The following is a 26,772-nucleotide window of genomic DNA, read 5'->3' as shown; positions in this document are numbered from 1 at the left end:
CGGGACGCAGCGAGGAGGTCGGTGAAGATGTTCCTCGCTCTGCTCCTGTGCGGCCTGGTCGTCGCACTGGTGGTGATCGGGCTCTTCGTCTTCGGCTTGCGCCGCCGCCTGATCCAGCGTGCCGGCGGCACCTTCGACTGTTCCCTGCGCTGGAACGTCCCCGAGGAGCCGGATCTCTCCGGCAAGGGCTGGGTGTACGGCGTCGCCCGCTACAGCGGTGACCAGGTGTCCTGGTTCCGTGTCTTCTCCTACGCGCCCCGCCCGCGCCGCGTCCTGGAGCGCTCGGCGATCGAGGTCCTGGAGCGCCGGATGCCGGAGGGCGAGGAGGAGCTGGCACTGCTCTCCGACGCCGTGATCCAGGGCTGTATGCACCGGGGGATCCGTCTGGAGCTGGCGATGAGCGAGGACGCTCTCACCGGCTTCCTCGCCTGGCTGGAGGCGGCGCCTCCGGGCCAGCGGGTAAATGTGGCCTGATCGGCCCTGACTCGATGGGCCCCCGGACCAAGTCCGGCGGAGAATGTGGCCTGATACGGACATACGACGGCGGGGACGGTGTGCTGCACCGTCCCCGCCGCGTTTTCCGTCGGGCTAGTTCAGCCCGCTGTTGATGGCTCCGACCAGCTCGCCGTTGCCGCTGTCACCGCTGAACTCCCAGAAGAACGCGCCGCCCAGGCCCTGGTTCTTCGCCCAGCTCATCTTGGACGTGACCGTGGCCGGGGTGTCGTAGCTCCACCAGTTGGAGCCGCAGTGCGCGTACGCCGTACCGGCCACCGTGCCGTTGGCCGGGCAGGTGTTCCTCAGGACCTTGTAGTCCTCGATGCCCTGCTCATACGTGCCGGCCGCCGGGCCCGTCGCGCTGCCGCCCGGTGCGGACTGGGTGACGCCCGTCCAGCCGCGGCCGTAGAAGCCGATGCCGAGCAGCAGCTTGTTGGCCGGGACGCCCTTCGCCTTGAACTTGGCGATCGCCTCGGCGGAGTTGAAGCCCGCCTGCGGGATGCCGGTGTACGAGGTGAGCGGGGAGTGCGGGGCCGTCGGGCCCTGCGCCGCCCAGGCGCCGAAGAAGTCGTACGTCATCACGTTGAACCAGTTCATGTACTGCGCGGCGCCCGCGTAGTCCGCGGCGTCGATCTTGCCGCCGGAGGAGGCGTCGGCCGTCACGGCCGCCGTGACCAGGTTGTTCGCGCCGAACTTGGCACGCATCGCCTGCATCATGTTCTTGAACGAGGCCGGGCCGCTGGTGTCGCAGGACAGACCGCAGGCGTTCGGGTACTCCCAGTCCAGGTCGATGCCGTCGAAGACGTCGGCCCAGCGCGGGTCCTCCACCAGGTCGTAGCAGGACTGCGCGAAGGCGGTCGGGTTCTGCACGGCCTGGCCGAAGCCGCCGGACCAGGTCCAGCCGCCGAAGGACCACAGCACCTTGATGTTCGGGTACGCCTTCTTCAGCTTGCGCAGCTGGTTGAAGTTGCCGCGCAGCGGCTGGTCCCAGGTGTCGGCGACACCGTCGACGGACTGGTCGGCGGTGTAGGCCTTGTCGTAGTCCGCGTAGGCGTCACCGATCGTGCACCTGCCGCCGGTCACGTTGCCGAAGGCGTAGTTGATGTGCGTGATCTTGGAGGCGGAGCCGGACGTCACGATGTTCTTGACGTGGTAGTTCCGGCCGTAGACGCCCCAGTTGGTGAAGTAGCCCAGCTTCACGGTGGAGCCGGGGTTGGGGTTGCCCCCGCCGCCCGTGGTCCGGACGCTCGCGGCGCCGCTGGCCGGGCCGGTCTGGTCGATGGTGTCGCGGGCGACGACCGTGTAGCTGTAGTCGGTGCCGGCGGTCAGCCCGGAGTTGGTGTACGTGAGTCCGGTGACCGTGGCGATCGTGGTGCCGTCACGCTTGACGTCGTAGTTCTTGATGCCCTTGTCGTCCGTGGCCGCCGTCCAGGTCAGCTTGACCGAGGTGTTGGTGATGTCGGAGGCGACGGGGGTCCCGGGGGCGGAGGGCGCGTTGTCGCCGGGCTGGGTGCCTCCGTCGCAGGAGGCGCCGTTGATCTTGCAGCCGCTGGGGGCGCCGGAGCCGGAGCCGTTGAAGCCGAAGGAGACGGTGGCGCCGGGGGCGAGGGTGCCGTTCCAGCCGACGTTCTTGGCGGTCCAGTGGGTGCCGGAGCTGGTGACGGTGGCGTCCCAGGCGGAGGTGACGGCGGTGCCGGCGGGGTAGTCCCACTCGACGGTCCAGGAGGAGAGCGTGGTGGTGCCGGTGTTCTTCACCGTCCACTTGCCCTCGAAGCCGGAGCCCCAGTCGGAGACCTTGGTGTACGTGGCGGTGGCCGCGGCGGCGGCTTCGGCGGGTGCTGCGAGGCCGACCATGGCGGCCAGGGGCAGGATCAGGGCGGTCAGACCGGCGGCGGCCCGGTGTCTGAACCCTGTTCTGCGCGTCGGTGCTTGAGTGCTCAACGGTGCTCCTCAAGTTTGCGGACGGACAAGCTGGGGGTGGTCCGTGAACTGTGCGCGCGCCCCGAGAGCGTAGAAAGGTCTGGACCAACCGTCAAGAGGTCCAGACCAACGTCGGATCCGGTCCGTCAGACCCCCAACTCCTGTGCCAGCACGGCCGCTTGGACTCGGCTGCGCAGCTTCAGCTTCCCCAGCACCTTGCTGACATGGGTCTTCACCGTGGCTTCCGCCATGTCCAGGCGCACCGCGATCTCGGCGTTGGACAGACCCTTGCCCAGCGCGGAGAGCACCTCCCGCTCACGCGGGGTCAGTACGTCCAGTACGGACGGATCCGCCGCGCCCGGCGCACGCACCGGGGCGCGCGGCGCCGCGAACTCGGCGATCAGCCGCCGCGTCACGGCGGGGGCGATCAGACCCTCCCCGCGCGCCACCGTCCGTACCGCCTCGATCAGGTCCTTCGCGTCGGTGTTCTTCAGCAGAAAGCCCGACGCCCCCGCCCGCAGCGCCCCGAAGACGTACTCGTCGAGGTCGAAGGTCGTCAGGACGAGCACGTCGGCCAGGCCCTCGGAGACCACGAGCCGGGTCGCCGTCACCCCGTCCATCCGCGGCATCTGCACATCCATCAGGACCAGATCCGGGCGGAGTTCGCGGGCCAGTTCCACGGCGCGTTCGCCGTCCGCGGCCTCCCCGACCACCTCGATGTCCGGCGCGCTGCCCAGGATCAGGACAAGCCCCGCCCTGACCGCGCTCTGATCCTCGGCCACGATCACCCGTACCATGCCGGCGGCTCCCTGTCGCTCGTACCGACGGGCAGGACCGCCCGTACCCGCCATTCTTTCCGCCCCTCGTCCGCCGTCACCGGACCGGACTCGAACTCCCCGTCGAGCAGCGCCACCCGCTCCCGCATCCCGACCAGACCCGCCCCGGAACCAGGGGCCCGCGGGCCCGGCTGCCCGCCGAGCGGACTGGTCACCCCCACCGTGAGGGCGCCGTCCGGGCGGCGGACAGCAAGCTCCACCCGCACCTCGCCCGGGCCCGCGTGCTTGAGGGCGTTGGTCAGCGACTCCTGCACGATCCGGTACGCGGCGAGCTCGACCGGAGCCGGCAGCGCCCCGGCGTCCGGCTTCCGGCTGTCGTCGAGCGTGAACGTCAGCCCGCTCGACTCCCCGTTCGTCGCCGCCTGGGCCACCAACGAGTCCAGTCCGTCCAGGGTGGGGGCGGCCGCCGGCTCCGCGTCCCCGCTGCTGTCCCGCAGCAGCCCGATCAGCCGCCGCATCTCCGCGAGACCCTCCACGCTGTTCTCCCGGATCACGGTCAGCGCCTGCCGGGTGGTCCCGGGATCGTCGAGCGACAGCGCGGCCGTGGAGTGGATCGCGATGGCGGAGAGGTGGTTGGCGACCATGTCGTGCAGCTCCCGCGCCATCCGGGCGCGCTCGGCCACGACGGCCTGGCTGCGGTCCATCTCCGCGAGCAGCGCGGTCTGCTCCGCGCGGAGGCGGGCGGCGTCGGCGGCCTGGCGGTGATTGCGTACGACGGCTCCGGTGACGGCGGGCAGGAACGACACCATGCCGGTGATCAGGCCGACCAGCAGGGCGACCGCGTTCTGCCACCAGACGAGGAAGCCGATCGTCACACCGATCGTGATCAGCCCGGTCGTGTACGGGATGCGCCGGGCGGCGGCAGGCTTCCCGTAGACCACGGCCGCGTAGACCAAATCCGTGAACATCAGCGCGGTCACGAGGCTGCCGTAGGTGAACTGGTCCGCCACGAGAGCGACGGTGCCGACGGCCAGGGCGGTCTGCGGCATCGTGCGCCGCAGGGCCTCCATCGATGCCATCACGACGAGAGGGATCAGGGTCGCCCACCGCGCGGTGATCAGCCGGTCGGTCTGGGTGTGCAGCCCGAAGGACCACATCAGCAGGCCGATGGCGAGGCCGCCGGCGGCGATGAGCAGGTCGTCGCGGTGCGGTCGGGGGAGTGTCACGTTCCCATCCAACACGGCGGACGAACTCCGGGCCTCGCCGTCGGGGCCGATCCGTGTCTCCGTCGAAGGATGTAGTGGCACTTCGTCATCGGCGACGACGATCCGGCCGCATCGCCACGCGACGCTGGAGGGGAACCGAAAGGGGAGTACCGCCGTGATCGTCATGCTGATCGTGATCTGCGAAGTGGGCTTCTGGGTCCTGCTGGCCGCGGGTCTCGCCACCCGCTATCTGCTGAAGATGCCCCGGACGGGTCTCGCCCTGCTGCTCTGCGAGCCGCTCCTGGAAGTCCTGCTGCTCGTCGTCACCGCGATCGACCTCAAGAACGGGGCCGAGCCGAGCTGGCGGCACGGTCTCGCGGCGGTGTACATCGGCTACACCGTCGGCCATGGCCACCGCACCGTGAAGTGGCTGGACGGCCACGCCGCCCACCGGCTCGGCGGCGGGCCGCCGCCCGTGAAGCCGCCTCGCTACGGCATGGCGCGCGCCCGCCACGAGGGAAAGGTCTGGCTGGGCTCGGTGACGGCGGCGGCCGTCGCGTCCGGACTGCTGCTGCTCGCGACCTGGTACGTCGGCGACGACGGGAACACCGACTCGCTGCGCAGCTGGATCTACGTCGCCTGGCGGGCGGCCGGCATCCACGGCCTGATCGCGCTCAGCTACGCGATCTGGCCGAAGAAGACACCGGCCGGCAACCCGGAGTCAGCGGTCCCCGCCCGGGACCCAGAGCACGTCCCCGACCTCCTTGTTCGCGACGCGCGCAAGGATGAAGAGCAGGTCTGAGAGGCGGTTGAGGTACGTGGCGGTCAGCGGGTTCATGGTCTCGCCGTGGACCTCCATGGCCGCCCAGGTGGAGCGCTCCGCGCGCCGGACCACCGTGCACGCCTGGTGCAGCAGTGCCGCACCGGGCGTGCCGCCCGGCAGGATGAAGGAGCGCAGCTTCTCCAGCTCCTCCAGGAAGCGGTCGCAGTCCGCCTCCAGCTTGTCGATGTACGACTGCTCGACCCGCAGCGGCGGGTACTTCGGGTCCTCGACCACCGGGGTGGAGAGGTCGGCGCCCACGTCGAACAGGTCGTTCTGGACGCGGACGAGGACCTTCACGACCTCCTCGTCGAGCTGCCCGAGGGCGACGGCCGTGCCGAGGACGGCGTTGGCCTCGTTGGCGTCGGCGTACGCCGAGATCCGCAGATCGGTCTTGGCGGTCCGGCTCATGTCGCCCAGCGCGGTGGTGCCCTGGTCGCCGGTACGGGTGTAGATGCGCGTCAGATTGACCATGACCCCAGCGTAGTTACGCTCCGGCCCTCCGGAACGTCCGTGTGCCGACCGTCACGGCGAGCGCCGTGAGCGCGACCGCCACCAGGACGCCGTACAGCATGGTCGCCGTCGCGTATCGCCCCACGTACGCGTCCCGTACCGCGTCCACCAGATAGCGGAACGGCATGAAGTGCGAGAGCACGTCCAGCCAGCCGGGGGCGAGCGCCATCGGCAGCATCAGCCCGGACAGCAGCATCGCCGGCAGCGAGAGCGCGTTGATCGTCGGGCCGAACTCCTGCGGCGTACGGACCTTCATCGCCAGCGCGTACGAGAGCGAGGCGAGCGCGAAGGTGAGCAGGGCGACGAAGACGAAGCCGATCAGGATCCCGGCGAGCGGCGCCCGCAGCCCCATTGCCAGCGCGGCGATCACCAGCAGCACGGCCTGGAAGACGAAGAGCGAGGCGTCGCGCAGGACCCGGCCGAGGAGCAGCGCGAGCCGGCTGACCGGGGTGACGCGCATGCGCTCCACCACGCCCCAGTTCTTCTCCATGATGAGCGAGAAGCCGGCGAACGAAGCGCCGAAGAGGCCGAGTTGGAGCAGCAGGCCGGGAACGAGGATCTGCCAGGAGTCGCCCTCGCGGCCGAGCGGCAGGTCGGCGAGCAGCGGTCCGAAGAAGAGCAGGTACAGCAGCGGCATCAGTACGCCGAACAGCATCTGGAACTTGGAGCGCAGGGTCTGGCGGGCGTAGCGCCCGAAGATCAGCGCGGTGTCGTGGAAGAGCAAGGCGAGTCCTAAACGGCGACGGGGGAGAGGTCGGCGGGGGCCGGGCCGCGCCCGGTGATGGCGAGGAAGGCGTCCTGGAGGGTGGTGACGCTGTGCTCCGCCTTGAGGGCGGCCGGGCTGCCCTCGGCGACGACGACGCCCTTGTCCACGATCACCAGCCGGTCCGCGAGTGCGTCGGCCTCGTCGAGGTAGTGGGTGGTGAGGACGACGGTCGTGCCGAAGTCGTCGCGCAGCCTGCGCACCAGCGCCCACAGGTCGGCACGGCTCCCCGGGTCGAGACCGGTCGTCGGCTCGTCGAGGAAGAGCACATCGGGCCGGTGGGTGAGGCCCATCGCGATGTCGAGACGCCGCCGCTGGCCGCCGGAGAGCGCCGCGGTGGAGCGGTCCAGGAGGTCGGTGAGGCCCAGCTCGCCGGCCAGCTCCTCGGCGCGGGCCGTCGCGTCGGCCTTGGAGAGGCGGTAGAGCCGTCCCTGGGTGACGAGTTCGGAGCGCACGGTCTCCTGCGGGTCGACCCCGCCGGACTGGGCGACGTACCCGATCCGCTGTCGTACGCCGGCGGGGTCGGCGAGCAGGTCGTGGCCGGCGACGGTGGCCGCGCCGCCGGTGGGCGGGAGCAGCGTGGTGAGCATCCGCAGGGTGGTGGTCTTGCCGGCGCCGTTGGGCCCGAGGAGGCCGAGGATCTCGCCCGGCCGCACGGTCAGGTCGATCCCGCGCACGGCCTCCACGGGGCCGAGTTTCGTCTCGAAGGTCCGGGCGAGCCCGGCCGTACTGATGATTGGCATAGCGACTACAAAAACAGAGTCTCTGAAATTTTGCAACGACACCAAGTTTTCAGCGGCCCTAGGATGGGGGCATGGCTGAGGGGCTCAGGGAGCGCAAGAAGCGCGAGACGAAGCAGCGGATCTCGGACATCGCGACCGGGCTCTTCCTGGAGCACGGCTTCGTGACCGTGACCATCGCCGAGATCGCGGACGCCGCGGACGTCTCCGTCAACACGGTCTACAACTACTTCCCGGCCAAGGAGGACCTGTTCCTCGACCGGATGGAGGGCGTCACCCTCCGCCTCTCGCGGATGATCCGGGGCCGCGACCGCGGGGAGTCCGCCGCCCATGCCGTGCTGCGCGAGATGCGCGGGCAGATCGGCGCCGTCTCGCCCGCGTACGGACTCATGGACGGCTTCGACGCCTTCATGAACGTCATCGAGCACGCCCCCACGCTCAAGGCCCGGCTCTTCTACCTCCAGCAGCAGGTCCACGACGCGGTCGTCGCCACCCTGCGCGAGGAGACCGGGGCGGCCGAGGGCGACCCGCTGCCGCTACTCGTCGGCGGACAGATCGCCTGGATCGAGAACACCGCCGTCGGCTACATCACCCGTGAGATGACCGCCGGCCGCAAGGCCACCACCGTCTCCCGCGAGACCCTCGTCCTCCTCGACGAGATCGAGGAGCTGCTGAGCGAGCGGGTCCTGACATACGCGGTCCGCGGCTAGGGGGCGTCCGGTCACCCGGTCGGGGCCTGTCGTGAGTGTGACGTCCGTCAAACCGGGCGTGACGCGCATTACTTAGCGGTCACATGAAGCCTCACTCCCGCTAATCTCCGCCGGAGAGTCGGAGAAGTGAACAGGTGTTAAGGGGTGGAAGACCGTGGCCAGGAAGCTCGCCGTCATCGGAGCCGGACTCATGGGGTCCGGAATCGCGCAGGTCTCGGCCCAGGCGGGGTGGGACGTCGTTCTGCGTGACGTCACCGACGCCGCGCTGACCCGCGGCACCGACGGCATCAAGGCGTCGTACGACCGCTTCGTCGCGAAGGGCAAGCTCGACGCCGCCGACGCCGAGGCCGCCCTCGGCCGGATCACCGCCACCACCGAACTCGACGCGGTCGCCGACGCCGACATCGTCGTCGAGGCCGTCTTCGAGAAGCTGGAGGTGAAGCACGAGATCTTCCGCGCCCTCGACAAGACCGTCAAGGACGGGGCCGTTCTCGCCTCCAACACCTCCGCCATCCCGATCACCAAGATCGCCGCGGTGACGGAGCGCCCCGAGGCCGTCGTCGGCACCCACTTCTTCTCGCCGGTCCCGATGATGCAGCTCTGCGAGCTCGTCCGCGGCTACAAGACCAGCGACGCCACCCTCGCCACCGCGCGGGAGTTCGCCGAGTCCGTCGGCAAGACCTGCATCGTGGTCAACCGCGATGTCGCCGGCTTCGTCACCACCCGCCTCATCTCGGCGCTGGTCGTCGAGGCCGCGAAGCTCCAGGAGTCGGGGGTCGCCACCGCCGAGGACATCGACATCGCGTGCAAGCTCGGCTTCGGTCACGCCATGGGGCCGCTCGCCACCGCCGATCTGACCGGCATCGACATCCTGGTGAACGCCACGAGCAACATCTACACCGAGACCCAGGACGAGAAGTTCGCACCGCCGGAGCTGATGCGCCGGATGGTGGACGCGGGTGACATCGGCCGCAAGAGCGGGCAGGGGTTCTACAAGCACTGAGTTCCGACGGCCGTTTGGGCCATCACTCGACAGGGTGAATTCGGTATCAGTTCGCTTACAAGGCGCAACGCTTCTGCGCCGACGGCAGTCAGTTGATGAAAAGACGGAGCACTCCCGGGGAGCGCATATGCACATCAGGGGCGACCACGTCGAGCTGGTCGTCGGGGGCCGCCTCGACGTGCGCAGCGCGGCGGACGCCCGTACGGTCCTGCACTCGGCCGTCGACGACGGAGTCGGCGACCTGGTGCTCGACCTGACCGGTCTCGACTCCTGGGACGCCACCGGGCTCGGGGTCATCATGGGCGCACACCGCAGGGCCGGCCGCTGCGGCCGTCGGCTGGTGCTGCGCGGGGTCCCCCCGCAGATGCAGCGCCTGCTCGTGGCGACCCGGCTGCACCGGATCCTCGCCATCGAGGGCGGGCTCGCGGCGGAGTCCCTGCCCCGCGTCTGATCCTCGCCCCCGGCAGTGGGGCGGGGCGGACCATGGCATGAATCGACGCCGTACCGCCTGTGAAGCTGATGTGAGAAACCGGCGTCCCGGGTGAATCCTTAGCGGACCGTGACGTCTTGGGCGGGGTGGCACCCCACCTGTTCCCGGATACTCGAAGAACGTCTAGGGTTCGGTCGCCTGCCCATTGACGGACCCACCCGGCGGGCACCGGACCAGAAGCGACAGCGAGCGTGCAGATCGGCCGGAGGGGCTTCCGCACGCACCGCTTTTGGGGGGCTTGAACCATGGACCCGATGAACCGGGAGCCGGAAGAGTACGGCTTCGACCACGAGGGCGACGACGCCCGCGACACCCGTGGCGGTCTCCTGCCCGAGCGCGGCCCGTCCGCTCCCGCCCGGGTCCGCACCGCCCGGGTCGTCTCGGGCGACCTGCTGCTCACCGTCAACCCCGTCGACGGCAGCGAGATCGAGGCGTGCCCGCCGGGGGAGCAGCCCGCGCCGCCCCGCCGCCGTACCGCCCAGGAGCGCGTCGAGGCCGCCCGCGCGGTCGCCCCGCCCGTACCGCCGGGCCCCGCCGCCCCGCGACTGCCTCTCCTCGAAAGACAGGAGGAGCACGAGCGGCTCGTCCAGCTCCTCTCCCGCGGCCGCTCCGTCCGCCTCACCGGCCCCGCAGGCTCCGGACGCACCGTCCTGCTCGACGCCGCCGCCGCGGACTGCGCCGACCTCGCGCCCGACGGAGTCGTCCGGCTCTCCGGCCACCACCGGACCCCCACCGAGCTGCTGTACGAACTCTTCGCCATCGTCCAGCACGCCCCGGACCACCGGCCCGACCGCCCCGCCCTGCTCGAAGGGGTCCACGACATCGGCGCCGTCGTCGTCGTCGACGACCTCGAGTTCGGCGGCACCACCCTCGACGAGCTCCTCACCGCCGCCCCCGAGTGCGCGTTCCTGCTCGCGGCCACCCCCGACATCCCGGCGCCCTCGCCCGACGCCCATGTCGAAGAGGTCTCCCTCACCGGCCTCGGGCGGGCCACCGCCCTCGAACTTCTGGAGAGCGCCGTCGACCGGCCGCTCACCGACGACGAGGCCAACTGGGCGGGCGACCTCTGGTTCGAGTCCGAGGGCCTGCCGCTGCGGTTCGTCCAGGCCGGCGCCCTGCTCCGGCAGCGCGACCGGCTCCGGGTCACCCCCGCCGAGTTCGACGCCTTCGGAGCGCAGGAGGACGCCCCCTCGGAGTTCGACGCCTTCGGCGCCCTTGACGAAGCGTTCGGACCCACCGACGCGGCCCCCGTGGACGCCACCGACATCGAGCTGCGCGACATACCCCTGCCCAGCCTCGGCGAGGGCGCGGCCCCCGCCGCCCTGCTCGCCTCCCGGCTCAGCCGCTCCGCCCAGGAGACCCTGCGGTTCGCCGTCGCTCTCGGCGGCGAGGTGCCGCACCAGGCCCACCTCCCCGCCCTCGTCGGCGACACACACGCGGACGCCGCCCTCGGCGAGCTCATGACCTGCGGCCTGCTCACCCCGGTCGGCTCCCGCTACCGCCTCGCCGCCGGAGTCCTCACCCAGCTCCGCGCCCAGGGGTACGCAGGGACCGAGGAGGAGACCGCCGCCCGGGCCCACACCGTCGCCCAGCACTACGCCTGGTGGGCCGGACACCCCTCCGTGACCCCCGCCCGCGCCGTCGCCGAGTCCGAGGCCCTTCTCGCCGCCCTGACCGCGCTGCGACCCGGCACGAACCCCGACCACCCCGCCACCGCCGCGCAGCTCGCCCGCAGCGCCGCACCGGCCTTCGCAGCCGGACTCCACTGGGGCGCCTGGGAGCGTGCCCTGCGCAGCGGCCTGGAGGGCGCCCGGATCGCCGGTGAGGTGGCCGAAGAGGCGTACTTCCACCATGAGTTGGGCGTTCTCGCGCTCTGCTCCGGCAACCTGGAGCGGGCCCGCGCCGAACTCGAGGCGTCCATCGGGATGCGTGGGGTCCTCGCCGACAAGCGCGGCACCGTCGCCGGCCGCCGGGCCCTCGCCCTGGTCGCCGACCGCGCCGGCGGCCCCCTCGGCGGTGACCGCACCCCTGCGGGTGACGAACTGCCCGCCGCCCGGTACGAGGAGTCCGCCTCCCCGCCCCGCGGCATCCCGAAGCCCATCGTCCCCCTCCGGGCAGCCGCACCCAGGACCGCGCCGATCCCGGCGTTCCCGGACTTCGCCGACGAGGGCCCGACCCTCATCACCCGTTCCGACACCCCGCCCGGCGGCGGTACGAAGCCCGGCGGTACGAAGGCCGGCCGCTTCGGCATCATCGCCGGGGCCCGCCGCAATCTCGTCGCGGTCGGTACGGGAGCGCTCCTGGCCGCCGTGCTCGGCACCGTGGTGACGATCGGGGCCACCTCCGGCAACGCCGAGGACCCGGGCTCCAACCGCGTCACCTCCGACCGGACGGCCAGCGAGGACGGCGGCGACGACGGCCTGGAAGCGGACGAGCCGACCGACGACGCGACCGGCGACCCCTCGGACACCCCGAGCTCCCCGGGCCCCTCGGGCTCGGCGACGACCCCGGGCACGTCCGGCACCTCGGGCACCCCGTCGTCCCCGGACGGCTCGACGAGCCCGGCGGCCACGACGACGGGGGCGCCGTCGACGACGACTCCGGGCACACGACCGACGCCGACTCAGCCGACGAAGCCGACGCCCACCAAGTCGCCGTCAGGGACACCGTCGCAGAGCCCCACCGGGACTCCTTCGACGTCGACCTCACCGACCCCCACGCCCTCGGCGACGACGCAGGACCCCTCGAACTCCGCCTCGGCCACACTCAGCGGTGGGCCCAGCACCGGAGCCGCCACCACCGAAGGCACCCCCGCCTGACCGGCGACGACAACGGCCCCGGGTGCGTTCACCGCACCCGGGGCCGTTGACGTACATCCACAACGCGTTCGTACTAGAACAGCCTCAGCTTGTCGTCCTCGATGCCCCGCATCGCGTCGTAGTCGAGCACCACGCAGTCGATGCCCCGGTCCGTGGCCAGCACGCGCGCCTGCGGCTTGATCTCCTGCGCCGCGAAGACGCCCTTCACCGGGGCGAGGTGCGGATCGCGGTTCAGCAGTTCGAGGTAGCGGGTCAGCTGCTCCACGCCGTCGATCTCGCCGCGCCGCTTGATCTCCACCGCGACCGTCGCCCCGTCGGCGTCCCGGCACAGGATGTCCACCGGGCCGATCGCCGTCGGGTACTCGCGGCGGATCAGCGTGTGGCCCTCGCCGAGGGTCTCGATCCGGTCGGCGAGCAGCTCCTGGAGGTGCGCTTCCACGCCGTCCTTGATGAGACCAGGGTCCACCCCGAGCTCGTGCGAGGAGTCGTGCAGGATCTCCTCCATCGTGATGATCAGTTTCTCGCCCGCTTTGTTCACCACGGTCCAGATGCCGGCCTCACCGTCGACACCCTCCTTGAGGGTGCACGGCGGGGACATCCAGTTGAGCGGTTTGTACGCCCGGTCGTCCGCGTGGATGGAGACGCTGCCGTCTGCCTTGACCAGGATCAGACGGGGGGCGGAGGGCAGGTGGGCGGTGAGCCGGCCCGCGTAGTCCACGGAACAACGGGCGATGACGAGACGCATGGTCGGCAACGCTACAAGACGCACGCTCTTCCGCGCGATTCGGCTCTTAACGCCCGCCCAACCTCCGTCGGTTATTGGCCGGTTGTGTTCCCAATCTCCTGGTGCGCTCCGAAGGACGCGCTTACCGTGGAAGCAGGAGGTCGCCGTCCGTGCACGCAGCGTGTCGTGCGGGGGGCCCTTCATCCCTGCCCGTAAGACCCCGCCCGTCGGGGTCGCGAGAGGAGAACCCATGTCGCTCGACGTCTCACCGGCGCTGTTGGAACAGGCCGAGCGAGGCGAGGTCGACGAAGCCGACTTCGTCGACTGCGTCCGGACCTCCCTGCCCTACGCATGGGAGATGATCAGTTCTCTGGTGGCTCAGCTGAAGGTGGACGGTGGAGAGTTCGCCGACAACCAGACGCCGCCGCCGAACGAGCAGGCACGTGGTCAGCTGTTGCGTGCACTCGCGAGTGATGCGATCCGTGGTGCGCTGCAACGGCACTTCGGGGTGCGTCTGGCCTTCCAGAACTGCCACCGCGTGGCGGTGTTCCCGCTGGACCCCGCGGTGGACGAGCGGCTCGCCCGCTTCACCTCCGTACGGGGTCAGCTGCTCAACCAGTCGCCGGAACTGCGCGACTGCTGACACACGGTGCTGCCGCTCCGCATCGCGGGAGACGCGAACCATGCGAGAGGTGCCGGAGCGGCGGCATCACACCCGAACCACCCATGAACTCAGACCAGCAGGGGGAGCACCTCGGCCCCCAGCCGCCGTACGTTCTCCTCGGTGGCCGCGAGATCGCCCGTGCCCTCGGCGAGCAGTGCGAAGCGCGTGATGCCCGTACGCTCCGAGGTCGCCGCGAGCCGGTCCGCCGCGCGCCGGGGCGTACCCACCGGGTGCAGCCCGCACAGCAGCTCCGTGTACGCGACGGGGTCCCGCATCGCGCGGTGCCGGCCGTCCACCGTCACATGGGCGTCGAGGCCCTGCTTCAGCCAGCCCGGCATCGCCTTCACCAGGGCCTCGGCCGCGTCCGCCCCGCGGTCGGCGAGCTGGGCGACGCCCGCCGAGACATGCCCGGCGCCGATCCGCGCGATCTCGTCGGGTGTGCGCCCGGCCTCCCGCGCGCACCGCGCCCAGGCGGCCACCATCTCGGCCTTGTCCTCGTCCCCGCAGTGCATCCCGAGCAGCATCGGCAGACCGCGCTCGGCGGCCAGCTTGACGCTCTTGGGGGAGGTGCAGGCGACGACGACCTCGGGCGCCGCGTCTCCGCCGATGAGCTCGCCGGGGCGTGGCACGACGGCCACCTCGCGGAAGGTGAATCGTTCTCCCTCGGCCGAGACCCGGGGCTCGGAGAGCCAGCGCAGCAGCAGGTCGAGCGATTCGGGGAAGCCCTGCTCGTACGCCGGCAGACCGGCTCCGAACACCTCCAGATCGACCCATGGCCCGCCTCTGCCCACCCCGAGCGTGAAACGGCCGCCGGACGTCAGATGGAGCAACGCGGCCTGCTCGCCCAGCGCCACCGGATGGGCGGTCGGCAGCACGCTGACCGCCGTGCCGACCCGGAGGCGGCGTGTGCGGCCCAGCAGCAGCGCCGCCAGGGTCACGGCCGACGGACATACTCCGTACGGAACGAAATGGTGCTCGGCGAGCCAGACGGAGTCGAGCCCCGCCTCCTCGGCCACCTCGGCGGTCCGCACCGCCCGGTGCAGCGCCTCGCCCTGGCCCTGACCCGGGAACTGGGCGGCCAGAACAAACGTACCCACGCGCATCGCCTTCTGCCTCCTTGCGGCCGACGCGGTTCTCCCCCTCGTACTGGCAACAACGTCTGACACGTGCCAAAGGCAACGGCCTTGCATGAAGTTCTTGCGATTTTCCGCTGATTCGGCCTGGAGGGTGGACCGGGCCACCGTGTCGCGGCCCGTAGGCTGGAGAGAACCGTCCGTGTTCCTGCCCCCGGCCCCGTGAGGTGATTACGTGTCCCCGCGTCGCAACCGTCCCAGTGGCGGCGAGAAGCCCGAACCTCAGGCTGAGTCGGGCGACCGGTACGGGGGATCGCAGCGCAGCGAGACCTGGCAGGGCGAGGAGTGGTACGTCCGCCATGTCGCCGGCGCCAGCTCGCCCGGGAAGCGCTACCGCTGCCCCGGCTGCGACCAGGAGATCCCCGGCGGCGCGCCGCACGTGGTGGCATGGCCGGAGTACGGGGGAGTGGACGACCGCAGGCACTGGCACAAGGCCTGCTGGAACGCGAAGGACCGCCGCACCTCCAGGGTGCAGCGGTCCCGTAACGCGCCGAGGTACTAGGGGCTCTCGGTCAGACGTCCCGACTGTTCAGCAGGGCGTACGCGCCGCCCATCGTCGCGGCCGTGATGACCAGCAGGATCCACACCGGGTCCCAGCCCGCGGGCCCGGACTCGCTCATGGCCGCCTTGCCCGCGTACAGGGCGATGAGCTGGCTCGGGATCGCGTAGTCGAGCAGCCAGTCCTGCACCTTGGCCAGCGACTCCGAGAACATGAACATGGCGGCGACCAGCGGCAGCAGCAGTACGCCGATCATGATGGTGATCGCGCCCGCCGAGTGCCGGATGATCGCGCCGATCGAGAGCGCCAGCAGTCCGAGCTCGGCCATGAACAGGCCGACGCCGATCGTGGCCCGCAGCCACTCCCCGGAGGTGGGCTCCAGGGCCTGGTCCACCATCGCCACCTGCGCCATGGCGACGATGCCCGCCGTGACCGTGGTGATCGTGAAGACGAGCGCGAAGAAGACGATCGCCTTCGCCGTCAGCACCCGGGCGCGGCTCGGGCAGGCGGTGAGCGTGGTGCGGATCATGCCCGTGCCGTACTCGGAGGCGATGGTCAGCACTCCCAGCGTGATCACGCAGATCGAGCCGAGCAGCACGCCGAAGAAGCCGAGGCCGAGCGCCGACTCGCTCTCGGTCGGCACGTCCGACGCCGCCACGATCGCGGCGACGCCGAGACCGATGCCCAGCATCAGCAGCACCATCACCCCCAGCGTCCACATGGTGGAGCGCAGGGAACGGATCTTGGTCCACTCCGAAGCGATCGCGTCACCCAGGTGCGCCTTGCGCACGGGGATGGGGGAGACGTACGAGTAGGGGGCGGGGGCGGTCATCGGGCGTCCTCGTCGTTCTTGCCGGGCTCGCTCTGCGGGGTGGCGTAGGGGTTCTGTCCGGGCGGCGGCGGGGCGTACCAGCCCTGCTGCGGCACGTCCTGGACCACCGGCTGCGGCGGCACGGCGTACCCGTGTCCGTGCGGCTGGGGCTGCTGGAGGTGGGCCAGCTGGTCCTCGGTGGAGCGGTAGTCCACGGCGCCCTGCGTCAGCCGCATGTACGCCTCCTCCAGCGAGGCCTGGTGCGGGGACAGCTCCCAGAGCCGTACGTCCGCGCCGTGCGCCAGATCGCTGATCCGGGGCAGCGGCAGACCGGTCACGCGCAGCGCGCCGTCCGGCTCGGACATCACCTGGCCGCCGGCCTCGGTCAGCGCGGCCGTCAGCTTCTCCCGCTGCTGCGGCTCCGTCTGCGGGGTCCGCACGCGGGCGAAGTCCGCCGAGTTCGCCGAGATGAAGTCCTTGACGCTCATGTCGGCCATCAGCTGGCCGCGGCCGATCACGATCAGATGGTCGGCCGTCAGTGCCATCTCGCTCATGAGGTGGCTGGAGACGAAGACCGTCCGCCCCTCGGAAGCGAGCTTCTTCATGAGGTTGCGGACCCAGAGGATGCCCTCGGGGTCGAGTCCGTTGACGGGCTCGTCGAAGAGCAGCACCTGCGGGTCGCCGAGCAGCGCGGCCGCGATCCCGAGCCGCTGCCCCATGCCGAGCGAGAAGCCCTTGGAGCGGCGCTTGGCGACGTCCTGGAGGCCGACGACCCCGAGAACCTCGTCGACCCGCTGCGCCGGGATGCCGGCGAGCTGGGCGAGTGAGAGCAGATGGCTGCGGGCGCTGCGTCCGCCGTGCACCGCCTTGGCGTCCAGCAGCGCACCGACCTGGCGGGGCGCGTTCGGCAGCTGCCGGAACGGATGACCGCCGATCGTGACATGCCCGGACGTGGGCTGGTCGAGCCCGAGGATCATGCGCATGGTCGTGGACTTGCCGGAGCCGTTGGGTCCCAGGAAGCCGGTGACGGTCCCCGGCCGCACATGGAAGGAAAGGTTGTACACGGCCGTCTTGGCGCCGTAGCGCTTCGTCAGGCCGACTGCCTCGATCATTCTCCAGCCCCATCGACAGGTCAGGTCGTCGTCGGGGCTCCCGACTGGCGTAGCCCCCCGTATGAGCTAGGAGCTTATCGAGCCATTGACGGTTCCGGCGAAGTCCGATCAGCCGTTACCGGTTCGGTTCGGCAGGGAGCCCGCGAGCGGAGGCAGGTCGTCGTACGGCAGCAGCTCGGCGGACTCGTCGAGATAGGGGAGGAAGTCGGTCTGCGGAAGGACCCAGCCCTCCTCGCCGAAGATCTTCGTGCCACCCGCGCGTGTGCCCGGGTCCTGGCCTGCCCGGCCGACCCAGGAGCCGGCGTCCGGACCCAGCAGCTCCCGGAGCCGGGACGAGCCGGTGAGCAGCCCGCCGAGGAGGGTCGCCTGGTCGCCGCCGCCCGGCAGCGGACGCGTCCCGTCGGGGGCCAGCACGCCGTGCGCGCTGAAGTAGATGTACGCCCCGCTCAGGCGCTCTCGGGACGGCATCGTCATGTCGAAGAGGTCACCCGGCAGGATCGCGCGCCGGTAGTCCGGGAACTCGGTGTCGTCGACCGCCTTGAGCTGGCGCGCGTCGAGCCAGGTGACGACCAGCGTGGCGTGGGCGGTGTGATCGACGAACGGGGTGCCCGCCACGTACCCCGCGGGACTGATGTGGCCGGAGCAGCCGACTCCGATCCCGCTGACCCGCACCGGGACCATGGGGACGGACACCGGCAGGTTCAGCCGGCGCAGCTTGTGGCGCACCTGGCCGGGTGAGGCGTTGGAGCCGACGGCGATCACCGGATGACGACGCCCGACGGGCTCCTGCCCGTGCATCGTCAGGACCTCGTCGAGCCGTCCGCCCTGATCGACCGTCCAGTCGCCCAGGCGCGTCGCCCGGACGTCCAGCGGCAGCAGCTCGTCGTCGAGGAGGAGCGAAGGCTCCGTCACCGGGCGTCCGGGATAGATCAGGGGACGCTCGACGGCCACGTCGTCCAGGCCGAGGGCTGCCAGGCTGCGGTCCATCACATGAGCCCTTCGAGGTTGTGCAGGCGGGGCGGTGCACCGGCCGTGCCGGATCTGCTCCCGGAGAGCGTACGGGACGTGGGTCGTCGCGTATACCGGACACGCCTCCGCTCGGGCAGAATGAGAACGCTGCGTCAATTCACTTGGGGGGAAGTGGAGTTGATGGTGACGAGGAGTTGGATGGGGCGGGGGCGTCGTGCCCATCCCAGACGTCGCACGTCCGTGCGATGGTGGATCGCCGGGCGTTCGGTCCACGTCCTGATGGCCATGACGCTCGGCGCGCTGATGGCGCTCGCCGTCGTCATCGCGGCCGTCTGGACCCTCACGGAGTCGTCGCCGACCTCGCTGGCCGACCGGTTCGGTGACGTCGAGGGGCTGGTGAGCACCGCGCTCGAAGCGCTGCGGGCCTGCGTCGGCACGGACAACCTCAGCCCGCAGGACCAGAACCTGGCCCATCAGCTGCTGGCCTCCGTCGCCTCCGTGACCGGCGCGCTGGCGCCCGCCGTCGTGCTCGGCATCGTGCTGATCAAGCTCTTCGCGCTGCGGCCCTTCATCTGGCGGAAGCGAGCCAGCATCTCCCACGCCTGGGCGGCCGACTTCCCCGGATACGCGCGGGCCCACGCGGACAGCGAGGACGGCATCATCGCGGTGCGCTTCTACAACTACCTCGACAACCTCTCGGTGGTCGACCTGCGCGCCCGGGTGCACCTTCGCTACCTGGAGACGTCACCCCACGACGGCAGCCTCGTCATCTACAAGAAGTGGCTCAAGGTCCTCGACGAGAAGGGCGAGCCGGCCGACGAGCGCGCCTGGCTTGCGGTGGAGCGCGGGGCGCCCTTCACCGTGTGGATCCCGCTGGACGCACCCGCGGACACGCTCCCCTTCCGCGAGATCCAGGGCAAGGACCTCTCGGACTCGGTGGGCGTGAAGCTGCTGGTCCGGCTGACCGCGCGGACCGTCGGCCTCGGCACCGAGGTCGTCGACGAACGGTGGTTCGACCTGGACGGCGACGACTTCGAGCGCGGCCGCTTCGTGCCGCTCCACCCGGACACGGCCGTCGATGTGTGGGACTGGCGGGGCTGGCCGGAGTTCGACGAGGTCCTCGCCGACGAGGGCCGGCCGCCGGGCGTCCTCCCGGCCCCCCGGGACCCCACCGCGACGGGCTGAGGGCGCCGGAGACGGCCGGGGCGAGGGACCTACGGGTTCACGCGTCCCGCTTCTTCAGGACCAGGTAGCCGCCGAGCAGCGCGACCGCCACCCAGATCAGCATGATGCCGAGCCCGCCCCAGGGGCCGTACGGAGCCTCCTCCGTGTTCATGGCGTCCGGGACGACCTGCATGATCTTGGAGCCGGCCTGGTCGGGGAAGTAGAGCGCCACCTCCTTGGCCTTCGGCACTGCGGAGAGGATCTGCGAGACCAGGAAGAAGAACGGCACCAGGATGCCGAGCGAGAGCATCGAGGAGCGCAGCATCGTCGCCACACCCATCGAGAAGAGCGCGATCAGGCCCATGTAGAGGCCGCCGCCCACGACCGCCCGCAGCACGTTGTCCGCGCCCAGGGAGGTGCGGTGCTCACCCAGCAGGGCCTGGCCCAGGAAGAACGACAGGAAGCTGGTCGCGAGGCCCACCACCAGGGCGAGCACCCCGGCCACCGCGATCTTGCTGAAGATGAAGGTGGCCCGCTGAGGCACCGCCGCCAGGGACGTACGGATCATGCCCGAGCTGTACTCGGTGCCGACCACGAGGACGCCGAAGACCACCATCGCCAGCTGGCCGAGCACCATCCCGGAGAAGCTGACGAAGGTCGGGTCGAAGGTCGCCTGCTCGGCCTCGGAGAGATCCGAGAAGGTCGACTTCAGCAGGGCGCAGAGCGCGGCGCTCATCGCCACCGTCACCAGGAGCGCGCTCGCCAGGGTCCAGACCGTCGAGGAGACCGTCCGGATCTTGGTCCACTCCGACTGGAGGACCGCGGATACCGCTGCCATCGTTCAGGCTCCCTTGGTGTTCTCGCCCCAGCGGGGGCCGGCGGCGGGCGCGTCCGCGCCGTGTACGTCCGTGCCGTGCGCGTGGTACTCCACCGCGCCGGCCGTCATCTGCATGAACGCCTCCTCCAGGGAGGCGCGCTGGGAGCTCAGCTCGTGCAGCACCAGCTGGTTCTCGGCGGCCAGTTCACCGAGCTTCTCGGTGGTGGCCCCGTCCACCTCCAGCGTCCCGTTGCCCGCTTCGACGGGGGTGAAGCCATTGGCGTGCAGGAGGTCCCGCAGCCGCTCCTGCTGCGGCGAGCGCAGCCGTACATAGCTCCGCGAATTCTGGTGGATGAAATCCGCCATCGAGGTGTCGGCCAGCAGTTTTCCCTGGCCGATCACGATCAGATGATCGGCCGTCAGGGCCATTTCACTCATCAGATGGCTGGAAACGAAGATCGTCCGCCCCTCGGCCGCGAGCGCCTTCATCAGATTGCGGATCCAGTGAATTCCCTCAGGGTCCAGACCATTGACGGGTTCGTCGAACATCAGGATCTCGGGATCACCGAGCAGCGCCGACGCGATTCCCAGCCGCTGTCCCATGCCGAGCGAGAAGCCCTTCGACTTCTTGCGCGCGACCGCCGTCAGACCGACCAGATCGAGGACCTCGCCGACCCGGCTCGCCGGGATGCGGTTGGACTGCGCGAGACAGAGCAGGTTGTTGTACGCGGACCGGCCGCCGTGCATCGCCTTGGCGTCGAGCAGCGCCCCGATGTACTTCAACGGCTCCTGGAGCTCGCGGTAGTGCTTGCCGTCGATCCGGACCGTACCGCTGGTCGGGTTGTCCAGATCGAGCATCATGCGCATGGTCGTCGACTTGCCCGCGCCGTTGGGCCCGAGGAAGCCGGTGACCACGCCGGGCCGGACCTGGAAGGAGAGATGGTCGACGGCCGTCTTCGTTCCGAACCGTTTCGTCAGGGCCTCGAGCTCGATCATGCGACCACGCTACGGGTGCGCAAAACCCTCCGCCACTGGAATGGCGGAGGGTTTTGCGGTCGTTCGCGTTCCGGTTACCGGGACGGCGTGGACGCGGTGCTCACCGGGTCTGCTGCGCCGGGACGCCGCGGGTGGCCGGCTCGTCGTCGATCGGGGAGCCGGCGGCCGCCACGGCGGCACCGGTCAGCGTCGCCAGCATCTCGCGGACGTTGGTCAGCTGGGCGTTGATGGAGTCGCGGCGGTTCGTCAGCGCCGCCAGCTCGCGCTCCGATTCCGAGCGGATCCGGTCGGCCTTGGCGTTCGCGTCGGCCACGATGTCCTCGGCCTGGCGCTGCGCGGTCTCCACCGTCTGGCGGGCCCGGCGCTCCGCGTCCGTGCGCAGCTTCTCGGCCTCCAGGCGGAGCTGCTCGGCGCGGTGCTCGATCTCGGCGAGGCGCTTCTCGGCCTTGGCCTGACGCGAGGCCAGGTCGCGCTCCGACTGCTCGCGGCGCTTGGCCAGGTTGGTCTCGAAGTCCGCGGCGGCCTGGGCGGCCTTGGCGCGGGTCTCCTCGAAGAGCGCGTCCGCCTCCTCGCGCTTGGACTGCGCGTCCTTCTGCGCCTCGGCACGCAGCGAGTTGGCCTCACCCTGCGCCTTCTCGACGATCCGAACGCCCTCGTCCTCGGCCTTCGTCTTGCGCTCCGCGGCGAAGGACTCGGCGTCGTTGCGCACCTGCTGGGCGGCCGACTCGGCCAGCTCGCGGTGCTGCTCGGCGGCGCGACGGGCCTCCTCGCGCAGGTCCTTCGCCTCCTCCTCGGCGAGGCGGAGGATCTTCTCGACGCGAGCACCGAGGCCGGCGTACGACGGCTCCGCGTCGGTGACCTGGGCCTGGGCGTTCTGGGTCTCGAGGTGGAGCTCCTCGATGCGCTTTTCCAGAGAGGTGATTCGGGCCAGAGCACTGTCACGGTCGGCGACGAGCTTGGTAATGCGGTCGTCCACCTGACCGCGGTCGTAACCACGCCGCACGAGCTCGAAGCCGAAGGGGGAGGAAGTGTCGCTCATGGGGTTCCTGTCGAATGAGACCGGTGAGGTGTTAGGGGGAATCCTAGGGGCCGAAGCGGCGTGTCATCGAGCGGATGCCCGTTTGATATGGAGAATGTCCAGCCTTTTGAGTGGCTAGCCGTCGGAGGACTTGCCACTCGAACGTGTTGCCCCCGCCGACGCACCCGCCTTGACATCCCTCGCCCCGGCGGACTTCGCACCCTCGGACTTCGCTCCGTTGGCCGGTGTCTCGAAAGACTCCAACGCTTCGAGGACGTCCTGGACACGGGAGATCTCGGCATTGATGTCCTCGCGACGGCGCACGAGCACATCCAGGTCCCGCTTGCCCTCGGAGATCATCTGCTCGGCCTCGGTCTCGGCCTCCGCCTTGATCCGTTCCGCCTCGCCGACCAGCGAGGCCTTCTTCTGCTCGGCCTCCTTGAGCAGCGCCTCAGCCTTCCGTACGGCCGCGATCCGGACCTTGCTGGCCTCCGAACTCGCCTCGGAGAGCATCTCCTTGGACTTCTCCTCGGCCTCGGCCTGCTGCTCGGTGGCGGCCTTCACCAGCTTGTCGACGCGCTCCCCCGCCGTCTTCATCTGCTCGGCCGTCTCACGCCGCGCCCGCTCGTGCAGCTCCTCGATCTCGCCCTCGATCCGGCCGCGCAGCTCCTCGGCCCGCTCCCTTATGGCCGTCGCGTCACTGCGGGCGCCCACCAGGAGCTCGTCCGCGTCCGTACGCGCCTTCTCCACCAGAGAGTTGCCCTCGACGGTCGCCTCGGCCACGATCCGCTCGGCCTCCTGACGGGCCGCGCCGACCATCGTGTCCGCCTGCGACTCCGCCTCGGTGGTGGCGCGCAGCGCCTCCTCCTGAGCCTTCGCCATCAGCTGGTCGGCCTGCTCGGCCGCGTCCGAGCGGCGCTTGGCACCGGCCTCGCGCGCCTCGTCCAGCGTACGGTCGGCCTCGGCCCGCGCCTCGGAACGCATCTGCTCCGCCGCCGCCTCGGCCTCCGCGCGCAGCCGCTCGCCCTCGGCGCGGATCCGCTCGACGGCCTGCTGCGCCTGCCCCACGTTGTCGGCGGCCTCGGCCCGCAGCCGCTCCGCCTCGTCGCCGGCCTCGGAGGTGATCCGCTCGGCCTCGCTCGTGGCCTCCGCGATGAGGGAGTCCGCCTGCTCGGCCGCGTCCGCGCGCCGCTTGTCGGCGGCCTTGCGGGCCTCGTCGAGGACCTGCTCGCCGTCCGCCCGCGCGGCCGCCCGCAACGCCTCGGCCTGCGCCTCACCGTCCTCCTTGACTTGCTCGGCCTCGGTCCGCAGCCGCAGCGCGTCCTGCTCGGTCGACTCCAGGAGCTCGGCGGCCTCGGAGGTGATCCGCTCGGCCTCGCTCGTGGCCTCCGCGATGAGGGAGTCCGCCTGCTCGGCGGCGTCCGTACGCCGCTTGTCGGCGGCCTTGCGGGCCTCGTCGAGGACCTGGTCGCCGTCGGCGAGGGCGGCGACCCGCAGCGCCTGTGCGTGCGCCTCGCCGTCCGTCTTGAGCTGCTCCGCCTCGGCGCGCAGTTCGGCCGCCTCGGTCGTGAGCCGCTCGGCCTCGCTCGTGGCTTCCGTGACGAGAGTGTCCGCCTGCTCGGCGGCGTCCGTACGCCGCTTGTCGGCGGCCTTGCGGGCCTCGTCGAGGATCTGCTCGCCCTCCGTGCGGGCAAGCGTGACCAGCTCCTCGGCCTCGGCCGTGAGCCGGTCGGCCTCCGTCGCCGCCTCGGAGCGGATGCGGTTGGCGTCCTCGCGGGCGTCCGCCCGGGTGCGGGCCGCGTCCTGCTCGGCGGCGCCCAGCGCGTCCGACGCCTCGGTCCGTACCCGCTGCGCGTACTCGGCGGTGTCCGCGCGCAGCTTCTCCGACTCGGCGATCGCGTCCGCGACCGTCCGCTCGGCCAGCGCATTCGCGGCCTCGGACTCCTCCTGGGCGCGCGTACGGACGCGGTTGGCGTCCTCGGTGGCCCGCTCCCGCTCCTCGTACGCGTCGGCGCGGACCCGGTCCGCCTCCTCCTGCGCCTCGGTCCTGGTGCGCTCCGCCGCGTGCTCGGCGGCGCTGCGCAGACCGGTGATCTCCTCCTCGGCCTGCTCGCGCAGACCCGCGACCGAATCGCGGACCTCCTGCGCGGCTCGCGAGGCCGCGGACACCGTCTCCGTGGCCCGCCGGTCCGCCTCCTCTACCAGGCGGTGGGCCTCGGTCTGGGCCTCCTCCACCCGCTTGCGGGCGGAGGCGAGGAGATCCTCGGACTGCTCGCGGGCGTGCTGACGCTCGCGGTCGGCCTCGGAACGGGCCGACTCCAGCGTCTCCTCGGCCTCCCGACGGCGCCGGTTGGCCTCCTCCTGCGCCGCGGCCAGCGCCTCGGCGGCCTCGGTGGCGACCCGCTCGGCGGCGGCCCCGGCCTCGGCCCGTACCCGGTCGGCGGTCTCCTGAGCCTCCGACTTCAGCCGCTCGGCCTCCGTCGAGGCCTCCGTCCGCAGTCGTACGGCCGCGGCCTCGGCCTCGGCGCGCGACGTGGACGCGTCCGACGCGGCCTCCGTGCGCAGCCGCTCGGCCTCCTGCTCGGCCTGCGCCTGGAGCGTACGGATACGCTCCGCGGCCTCCGTGCGGAGCCGCTCGGTCTCCTCCGCGGCCTCGCGCCGGAGCCGTTCGCTCTCGGCGCGGGCGTCGGTCAGCGCCTGCTCGGCGGTCTCGACCCGCGTCTCGGCCTCGGTGTGCAGCCGGGTGAGCTCGTCGGCGGCCTCCGCGTGCCGGGCCTCGGCCGCCCGCTCGGCGTCCTCGCGCAGCGTGGCCGCGTCCCGCTCGGCGGCCTCCTTGACCGACTCGGCCTGCTCCTCGGCCTCCGTACGCATCCGCTCGGCCTCGGCGCGGGTGCGCTCCAGCGTCTCCTCGGCCTGGGTGCGCAGCGTCTGGGCGCGCTCCATCGCCTCCGAGCGGACCCGATCGCCCTCGGCGCCCGCGCTCGCGCGCAGCTCGTCGGCGTCGGTACGGGCCTTGGTCAGCAGCTCCTCGGCGGTCCTGGCCGCCTCCTCGATCTGCTGGACGGCCTCGCGCCGGGCCTCGCCGCGGATCTTCTCGCCCTCGGCGATCGCCTCGGCCCGCAGCTGCTCGGCCTCGCCGCGCAGCCGGCGCGCATCCTCCTGCAGCTCGACCGTCCTGGCGCGGTACTCCTTGGTGTCGTCCTTCGCCGAGCCGAGCACCTCGTCGGCCTGCTCCTCGGCCTGGTTGCGCAGCCGGTCGGCCTCCGCCTCGGCCTCGCGGCGGATGCGGTCGGCCTCCTCCGAGGCCTTGCGGGTGGTCGCCTGGGCGTCCTCGGACGCCTTGGTGAGGACCTCCTCGGCGGTCCTGGCCGCCTTGGCCAGGGCGGCGGCGGAGTCCTCGGCCGCGACCGTGCGGGCCTTGTCGGAGGCCTCGGAGACCAGCTTCTCCGCCTCGGCGGTCGCCTCGCGGAGCTTCTCCTCGGCCTCGGCCTTGAGGGTCTCGGCCTCCTTGGTCGCCTCGCCGACGAGCCGGGCGATCTCCGCCTTCGCGGTACGGGTGCGCTGCTCGTTGACGGACTCTGCGGACGACAGCTGCTTGGCGGCCGCCTCCTTGGCCTCGGACAGCGCCTTCTCGGCCTCCGCCCGGGCCTCGCGCAGTCGGTCCTCGGCCTCCTGCAGCCGCTGCTCGGCGGCGCGGGACAGCTCGGTGGCCTGCTGACGGGCCTGCTCGGTCTCGACGGTGGTGGAGGAACGCAGCTGTTCGGCGTGGCTGGTGGCCTCCTGCGCCTGCGTGGACGCGGCGTTCAGGAGCCGCTCGGCGTCCTTGCGGGCGCGCAGCAGAATCGCTTCGGCCTCGGCACGGGCGGCCTCCGCCTCCGAGCCGACCCGCTGCCGGGTCTCCTCGGCGAGCCGGGTGGCCTCGGCGCGTGCGCCGGCGAGCGACTGCTCGGCTTCGGCGCGGGACTCCTCCATCAGGCGGCGGGCCTGGGACTCCGTACGGGCCCGCAGCTGCTCGGCCCAGGCGACGTTCTCGTTGACGTGCGCCTCGACGGTCTGGCGGCGCTCCGACAGCTCCTGGTCGAGGCGCTGCCTGCGCTGGACGGCCTCGGCGTGCAGCTCGGCCTGGAGCCGGGCCTGGTGCTCGGCGTGCTCCTGCAGGATGCGCTGGGTCTGGGCGCGGGCCTCGCGCAGCTCGCGCTCGGCGTCCTGGCGCAGCTGGTCGGCCTGGATCTGCGCGTTCCGCAGGAGCTGCTCGGCCTGGTAGCCGATGTCCGCGCTGTCGAACGCGGGGCGGGATGCGATGGTCCGGCGCGCCTCGTGGAGCTTGGCACGCAAGACCTCGACCTGGTAACCGAGGTCCTCGGCGTGCTGGACGGCCTTCTCCCGCTCGGTCTTCAGCCGGTCCATCTCGGCTTCGAACCGCGAAAGATGGTCGTCTTCAGCTCGGTGGCTCTCCTGGTGTTCGTAGCCCCGCACTGCGCGGTCCCATCCGTCCCCTGGTCGCAACACTCCAACGAGCACCGTTCCCCGGAGAACGGCCCCCCGGGAATCGTGGCAGATCGGATACCCCGACTTCGACGCCGCATGGCATGCGGCACCGACCGACCCCGG

Annotated in this window: 24 protein-coding genes; 9 read left to right on the top strand and 15 right to left on the bottom strand. The window is 71.3% G+C overall.

The window, feature by feature from the left end; translation table 11 throughout:
• The first annotated feature begins 27 nt into the window (after positions 1-27).
• Positions 28-474 (top strand): DUF2550 domain-containing protein, encoded by a 447-nt coding sequence (locus tag ACZ561_RS33020; RefSeq protein ID WP_471002198.1) that lies wholly within the window; start codon positions 28-30, stop codon positions 472-474.
• 114 nt (positions 475-588) lie between these two features.
• On the opposite strand, the gene ACZ561_RS33015 is transcribed toward ACZ561_RS33020, so the two are convergent.
• The 3 genes from ACZ561_RS33015 to ACZ561_RS33005 all read right to left on the bottom strand — a co-directional run bounded on the left by ACZ561_RS33015 (position 589) and on the right by ACZ561_RS33005 (position 4,417).
• The gene (locus tag ACZ561_RS33015) at positions 589-2,436 is read right to left on the bottom strand and encodes a glycosyl hydrolase family 18 protein (RefSeq protein ID WP_471002195.1); all 1,848 of its coding nucleotides are present in this window, start codon (positions 2,434-2,436) and stop codon (positions 589-591) included.
• 125 nt (positions 2,437-2,561) lie between these two features.
• A complete protein-coding gene (locus ACZ561_RS33010) occupies positions 2,562-3,212 on the bottom strand; it encodes a response regulator (protein WP_471002192.1) in 651 nt (216 codons plus the stop codon).
• The gene (locus tag ACZ561_RS33005; RefSeq protein ID WP_471002189.1) at positions 3,200-4,417 is read right to left on the bottom strand and encodes a sensor histidine kinase; all 1,218 of its coding nucleotides are present in this window, start codon (positions 4,415-4,417) and stop codon (positions 3,200-3,202) included. Before ACZ561_RS33005 ends, ACZ561_RS33010 begins: the two co-directional genes overlap by 13 nt.
• Before the next feature lie 154 nt (positions 4,418-4,571).
• On the opposite strand from ACZ561_RS33005, the gene ACZ561_RS33000 reads away from it, so the two are divergent.
• Positions 4,572-5,198 carry a hypothetical protein gene (locus ACZ561_RS33000; protein WP_471002186.1) on the top strand — a complete coding sequence of 209 codons (627 nt, stop codon included), beginning with the start codon at positions 4,572-4,574 and terminating at the stop codon, positions 5,196-5,198.
• On the opposite strand, the gene ACZ561_RS32995 is transcribed toward ACZ561_RS33000, so the two are convergent.
• The 3 genes from ACZ561_RS32995 to ACZ561_RS32985 are packed head-to-tail and all read right to left on the bottom strand — an operon-like array spanning position 5,118 to position 7,235.
• Positions 5,118-5,690 (bottom strand): cob(I)yrinic acid a,c-diamide adenosyltransferase, encoded by a 573-nt coding sequence (locus ACZ561_RS32995; RefSeq protein WP_376433482.1) that lies wholly within the window; start codon positions 5,688-5,690, stop codon positions 5,118-5,120. The two genes, ACZ561_RS33000 and ACZ561_RS32995, sit on opposite strands and share 81 nt — an antisense overlap.
• Before the next feature lie 13 nt (positions 5,691-5,703).
• Positions 5,704-6,453, bottom strand: a complete 750-nt coding sequence (locus ACZ561_RS32990; RefSeq protein ID WP_471002182.1) for an ABC transporter permease — start codon at positions 6,451-6,453, stop codon at positions 5,704-5,706.
• An 8-nt stretch (positions 6,454-6,461) separates the two neighbouring features.
• Positions 6,462-7,235: an ABC transporter ATP-binding protein gene (locus ACZ561_RS32985; protein ID WP_471002179.1), complete on the bottom strand. Its 774-nt coding sequence runs from the start codon at positions 7,233-7,235 to the stop codon at positions 6,462-6,464.
• Between the two features lie 71 nt (positions 7,236-7,306).
• On the opposite strand from ACZ561_RS32985, the gene ACZ561_RS32980 reads away from it, so the two are divergent.
• The 4 genes from ACZ561_RS32980 to ACZ561_RS32965 all read left to right on the top strand — a co-directional run bounded on the left by ACZ561_RS32980 (position 7,307) and on the right by ACZ561_RS32965 (position 12,254).
• Positions 7,307-7,942: a TetR/AcrR family transcriptional regulator gene (locus ACZ561_RS32980; protein ID WP_471002176.1), complete on the top strand. Its 636-nt coding sequence runs from the start codon at positions 7,307-7,309 to the stop codon at positions 7,940-7,942.
• A gap of 154 nt (positions 7,943-8,096) precedes the next feature.
• Positions 8,097-8,945 (top strand): 3-hydroxyacyl-CoA dehydrogenase family protein, encoded by an 849-nt coding sequence (locus ACZ561_RS32975; RefSeq protein WP_384521828.1) that lies wholly within the window; start codon positions 8,097-8,099, stop codon positions 8,943-8,945.
• A gap of 127 nt (positions 8,946-9,072) precedes the next feature.
• The gene (locus ACZ561_RS32970; RefSeq protein ID WP_024761898.1) at positions 9,073-9,396 is read left to right on the top strand and encodes an STAS domain-containing protein; all 324 of its coding nucleotides are present in this window, start codon (positions 9,073-9,075) and stop codon (positions 9,394-9,396) included.
• 284 nt (positions 9,397-9,680) lie between these two features.
• On the top strand, positions 9,681-12,254 hold the full coding sequence (locus ACZ561_RS32965; protein ID WP_471002172.1) for a P-loop NTPase family protein: 2,574 nt from the start codon (positions 9,681-9,683) through the stop codon (positions 12,252-12,254).
• A 73-nt stretch (positions 12,255-12,327) separates the two neighbouring features.
• On the opposite strand, the gene nucS is transcribed toward ACZ561_RS32965, so the two are convergent.
• On the bottom strand, positions 12,328-12,999 hold the full coding sequence (gene nucS, locus ACZ561_RS32960) for an endonuclease NucS (RefSeq protein ID WP_329115828.1): 672 nt from the start codon (positions 12,997-12,999) through the stop codon (positions 12,328-12,330).
• Between the two features lie 229 nt (positions 13,000-13,228).
• Here nucS and ACZ561_RS32955 point away from each other — a divergent pair, with 229 nt between their 5' ends.
• On the top strand, positions 13,229-13,621 hold the full coding sequence (locus tag ACZ561_RS32955; protein WP_017236120.1) for an SCO5389 family protein: 393 nt from the start codon (positions 13,229-13,231) through the stop codon (positions 13,619-13,621).
• 89 nt (positions 13,622-13,710) lie between these two features.
• Here ACZ561_RS32955 and ACZ561_RS32950 read toward each other — a convergent pair whose 3' ends face one another.
• Complete coding sequence (locus ACZ561_RS32950) at positions 13,711-14,745, bottom strand: LLM class flavin-dependent oxidoreductase (RefSeq protein WP_471002167.1); 1,035 nt, start codon at positions 14,743-14,745, stop codon at positions 13,711-13,713.
• Positions 14,746-14,950: 205 nt separating this feature from the next.
• On the opposite strand from ACZ561_RS32950, the gene ACZ561_RS32945 reads away from it, so the two are divergent.
• Positions 14,951-15,277, top strand: a complete 327-nt coding sequence (locus ACZ561_RS32945) for an ATP/GTP-binding protein (protein ID WP_471002164.1) — start codon at positions 14,951-14,953, stop codon at positions 15,275-15,277.
• A 10-nt stretch (positions 15,278-15,287) separates the two neighbouring features.
• On the opposite strand, the gene ACZ561_RS32940 is transcribed toward ACZ561_RS32945, so the two are convergent.
• The 3 genes from ACZ561_RS32940 to ACZ561_RS32930 form a co-directional block, all read right to left on the bottom strand.
• The gene (locus ACZ561_RS32940; protein ID WP_471002161.1) at positions 15,288-16,106 is read right to left on the bottom strand and encodes an ABC-2 transporter permease; all 819 of its coding nucleotides are present in this window, start codon (positions 16,104-16,106) and stop codon (positions 15,288-15,290) included.
• Positions 16,103-17,197 carry an ATP-binding cassette domain-containing protein gene (locus tag ACZ561_RS32935; protein WP_471002158.1) on the bottom strand — a complete coding sequence of 365 codons (1,095 nt, stop codon included), beginning with the start codon at positions 17,195-17,197 and terminating at the stop codon, positions 16,103-16,105. The genes ACZ561_RS32940 and ACZ561_RS32935 overlap by 4 nt, the downstream gene beginning before the upstream one ends.
• A 108-nt stretch (positions 17,198-17,305) precedes the next feature.
• Positions 17,306-18,184, bottom strand: coding sequence for a hypothetical protein (locus ACZ561_RS32930; RefSeq protein ID WP_471002155.1), 879 nt, complete (start codon positions 18,182-18,184; stop codon positions 17,306-17,308).
• Positions 18,185-18,406: 222 nt separating this feature from the next.
• On the opposite strand from ACZ561_RS32930, the gene ACZ561_RS32925 reads away from it, so the two are divergent.
• Positions 18,407-19,351: a hypothetical protein gene (locus ACZ561_RS32925; protein WP_471002152.1), complete on the top strand. Its 945-nt coding sequence runs from the start codon at positions 18,407-18,409 to the stop codon at positions 19,349-19,351.
• Between the two features lie 37 nt (positions 19,352-19,388).
• On the opposite strand, the gene ACZ561_RS32920 is transcribed toward ACZ561_RS32925, so the two are convergent.
• The 4 genes from ACZ561_RS32920 to scy form a co-directional block, all read right to left on the bottom strand.
• A complete protein-coding gene (locus ACZ561_RS32920; protein ID WP_471002149.1) occupies positions 19,389-20,168 on the bottom strand; it encodes an ABC transporter permease in 780 nt (259 codons plus the stop codon).
• Positions 20,169-20,171: 3 nt separating this feature from the next.
• The gene (locus ACZ561_RS32915) at positions 20,172-21,143 is read right to left on the bottom strand and encodes an ATP-binding cassette domain-containing protein (RefSeq protein WP_471002146.1); all 972 of its coding nucleotides are present in this window, start codon (positions 21,141-21,143) and stop codon (positions 20,172-20,174) included.
• Between the two features lie 100 nt (positions 21,144-21,243).
• On the bottom strand, positions 21,244-22,182 hold the full coding sequence (locus tag ACZ561_RS32910; RefSeq protein WP_329115809.1) for a coiled-coil domain-containing protein: 939 nt from the start codon (positions 22,180-22,182) through the stop codon (positions 21,244-21,246).
• 114 nt (positions 22,183-22,296) lie between these two features.
• On the bottom strand, positions 22,297-26,637 hold the full coding sequence (gene scy / locus ACZ561_RS32905) for a polarized growth protein Scy (protein ID WP_471002143.1): 4,341 nt from the start codon (positions 26,635-26,637) through the stop codon (positions 22,297-22,299).
• Positions 26,638-26,772: the final 135 nt, after the last annotated feature.

The organism is Streptomyces sp. NPDC039609 (assembly GCF_055596705.1).
Note: the sequence above shows the minus strand (reverse complement) of the source record. Positions and strands in the feature narration are given on the sequence as shown.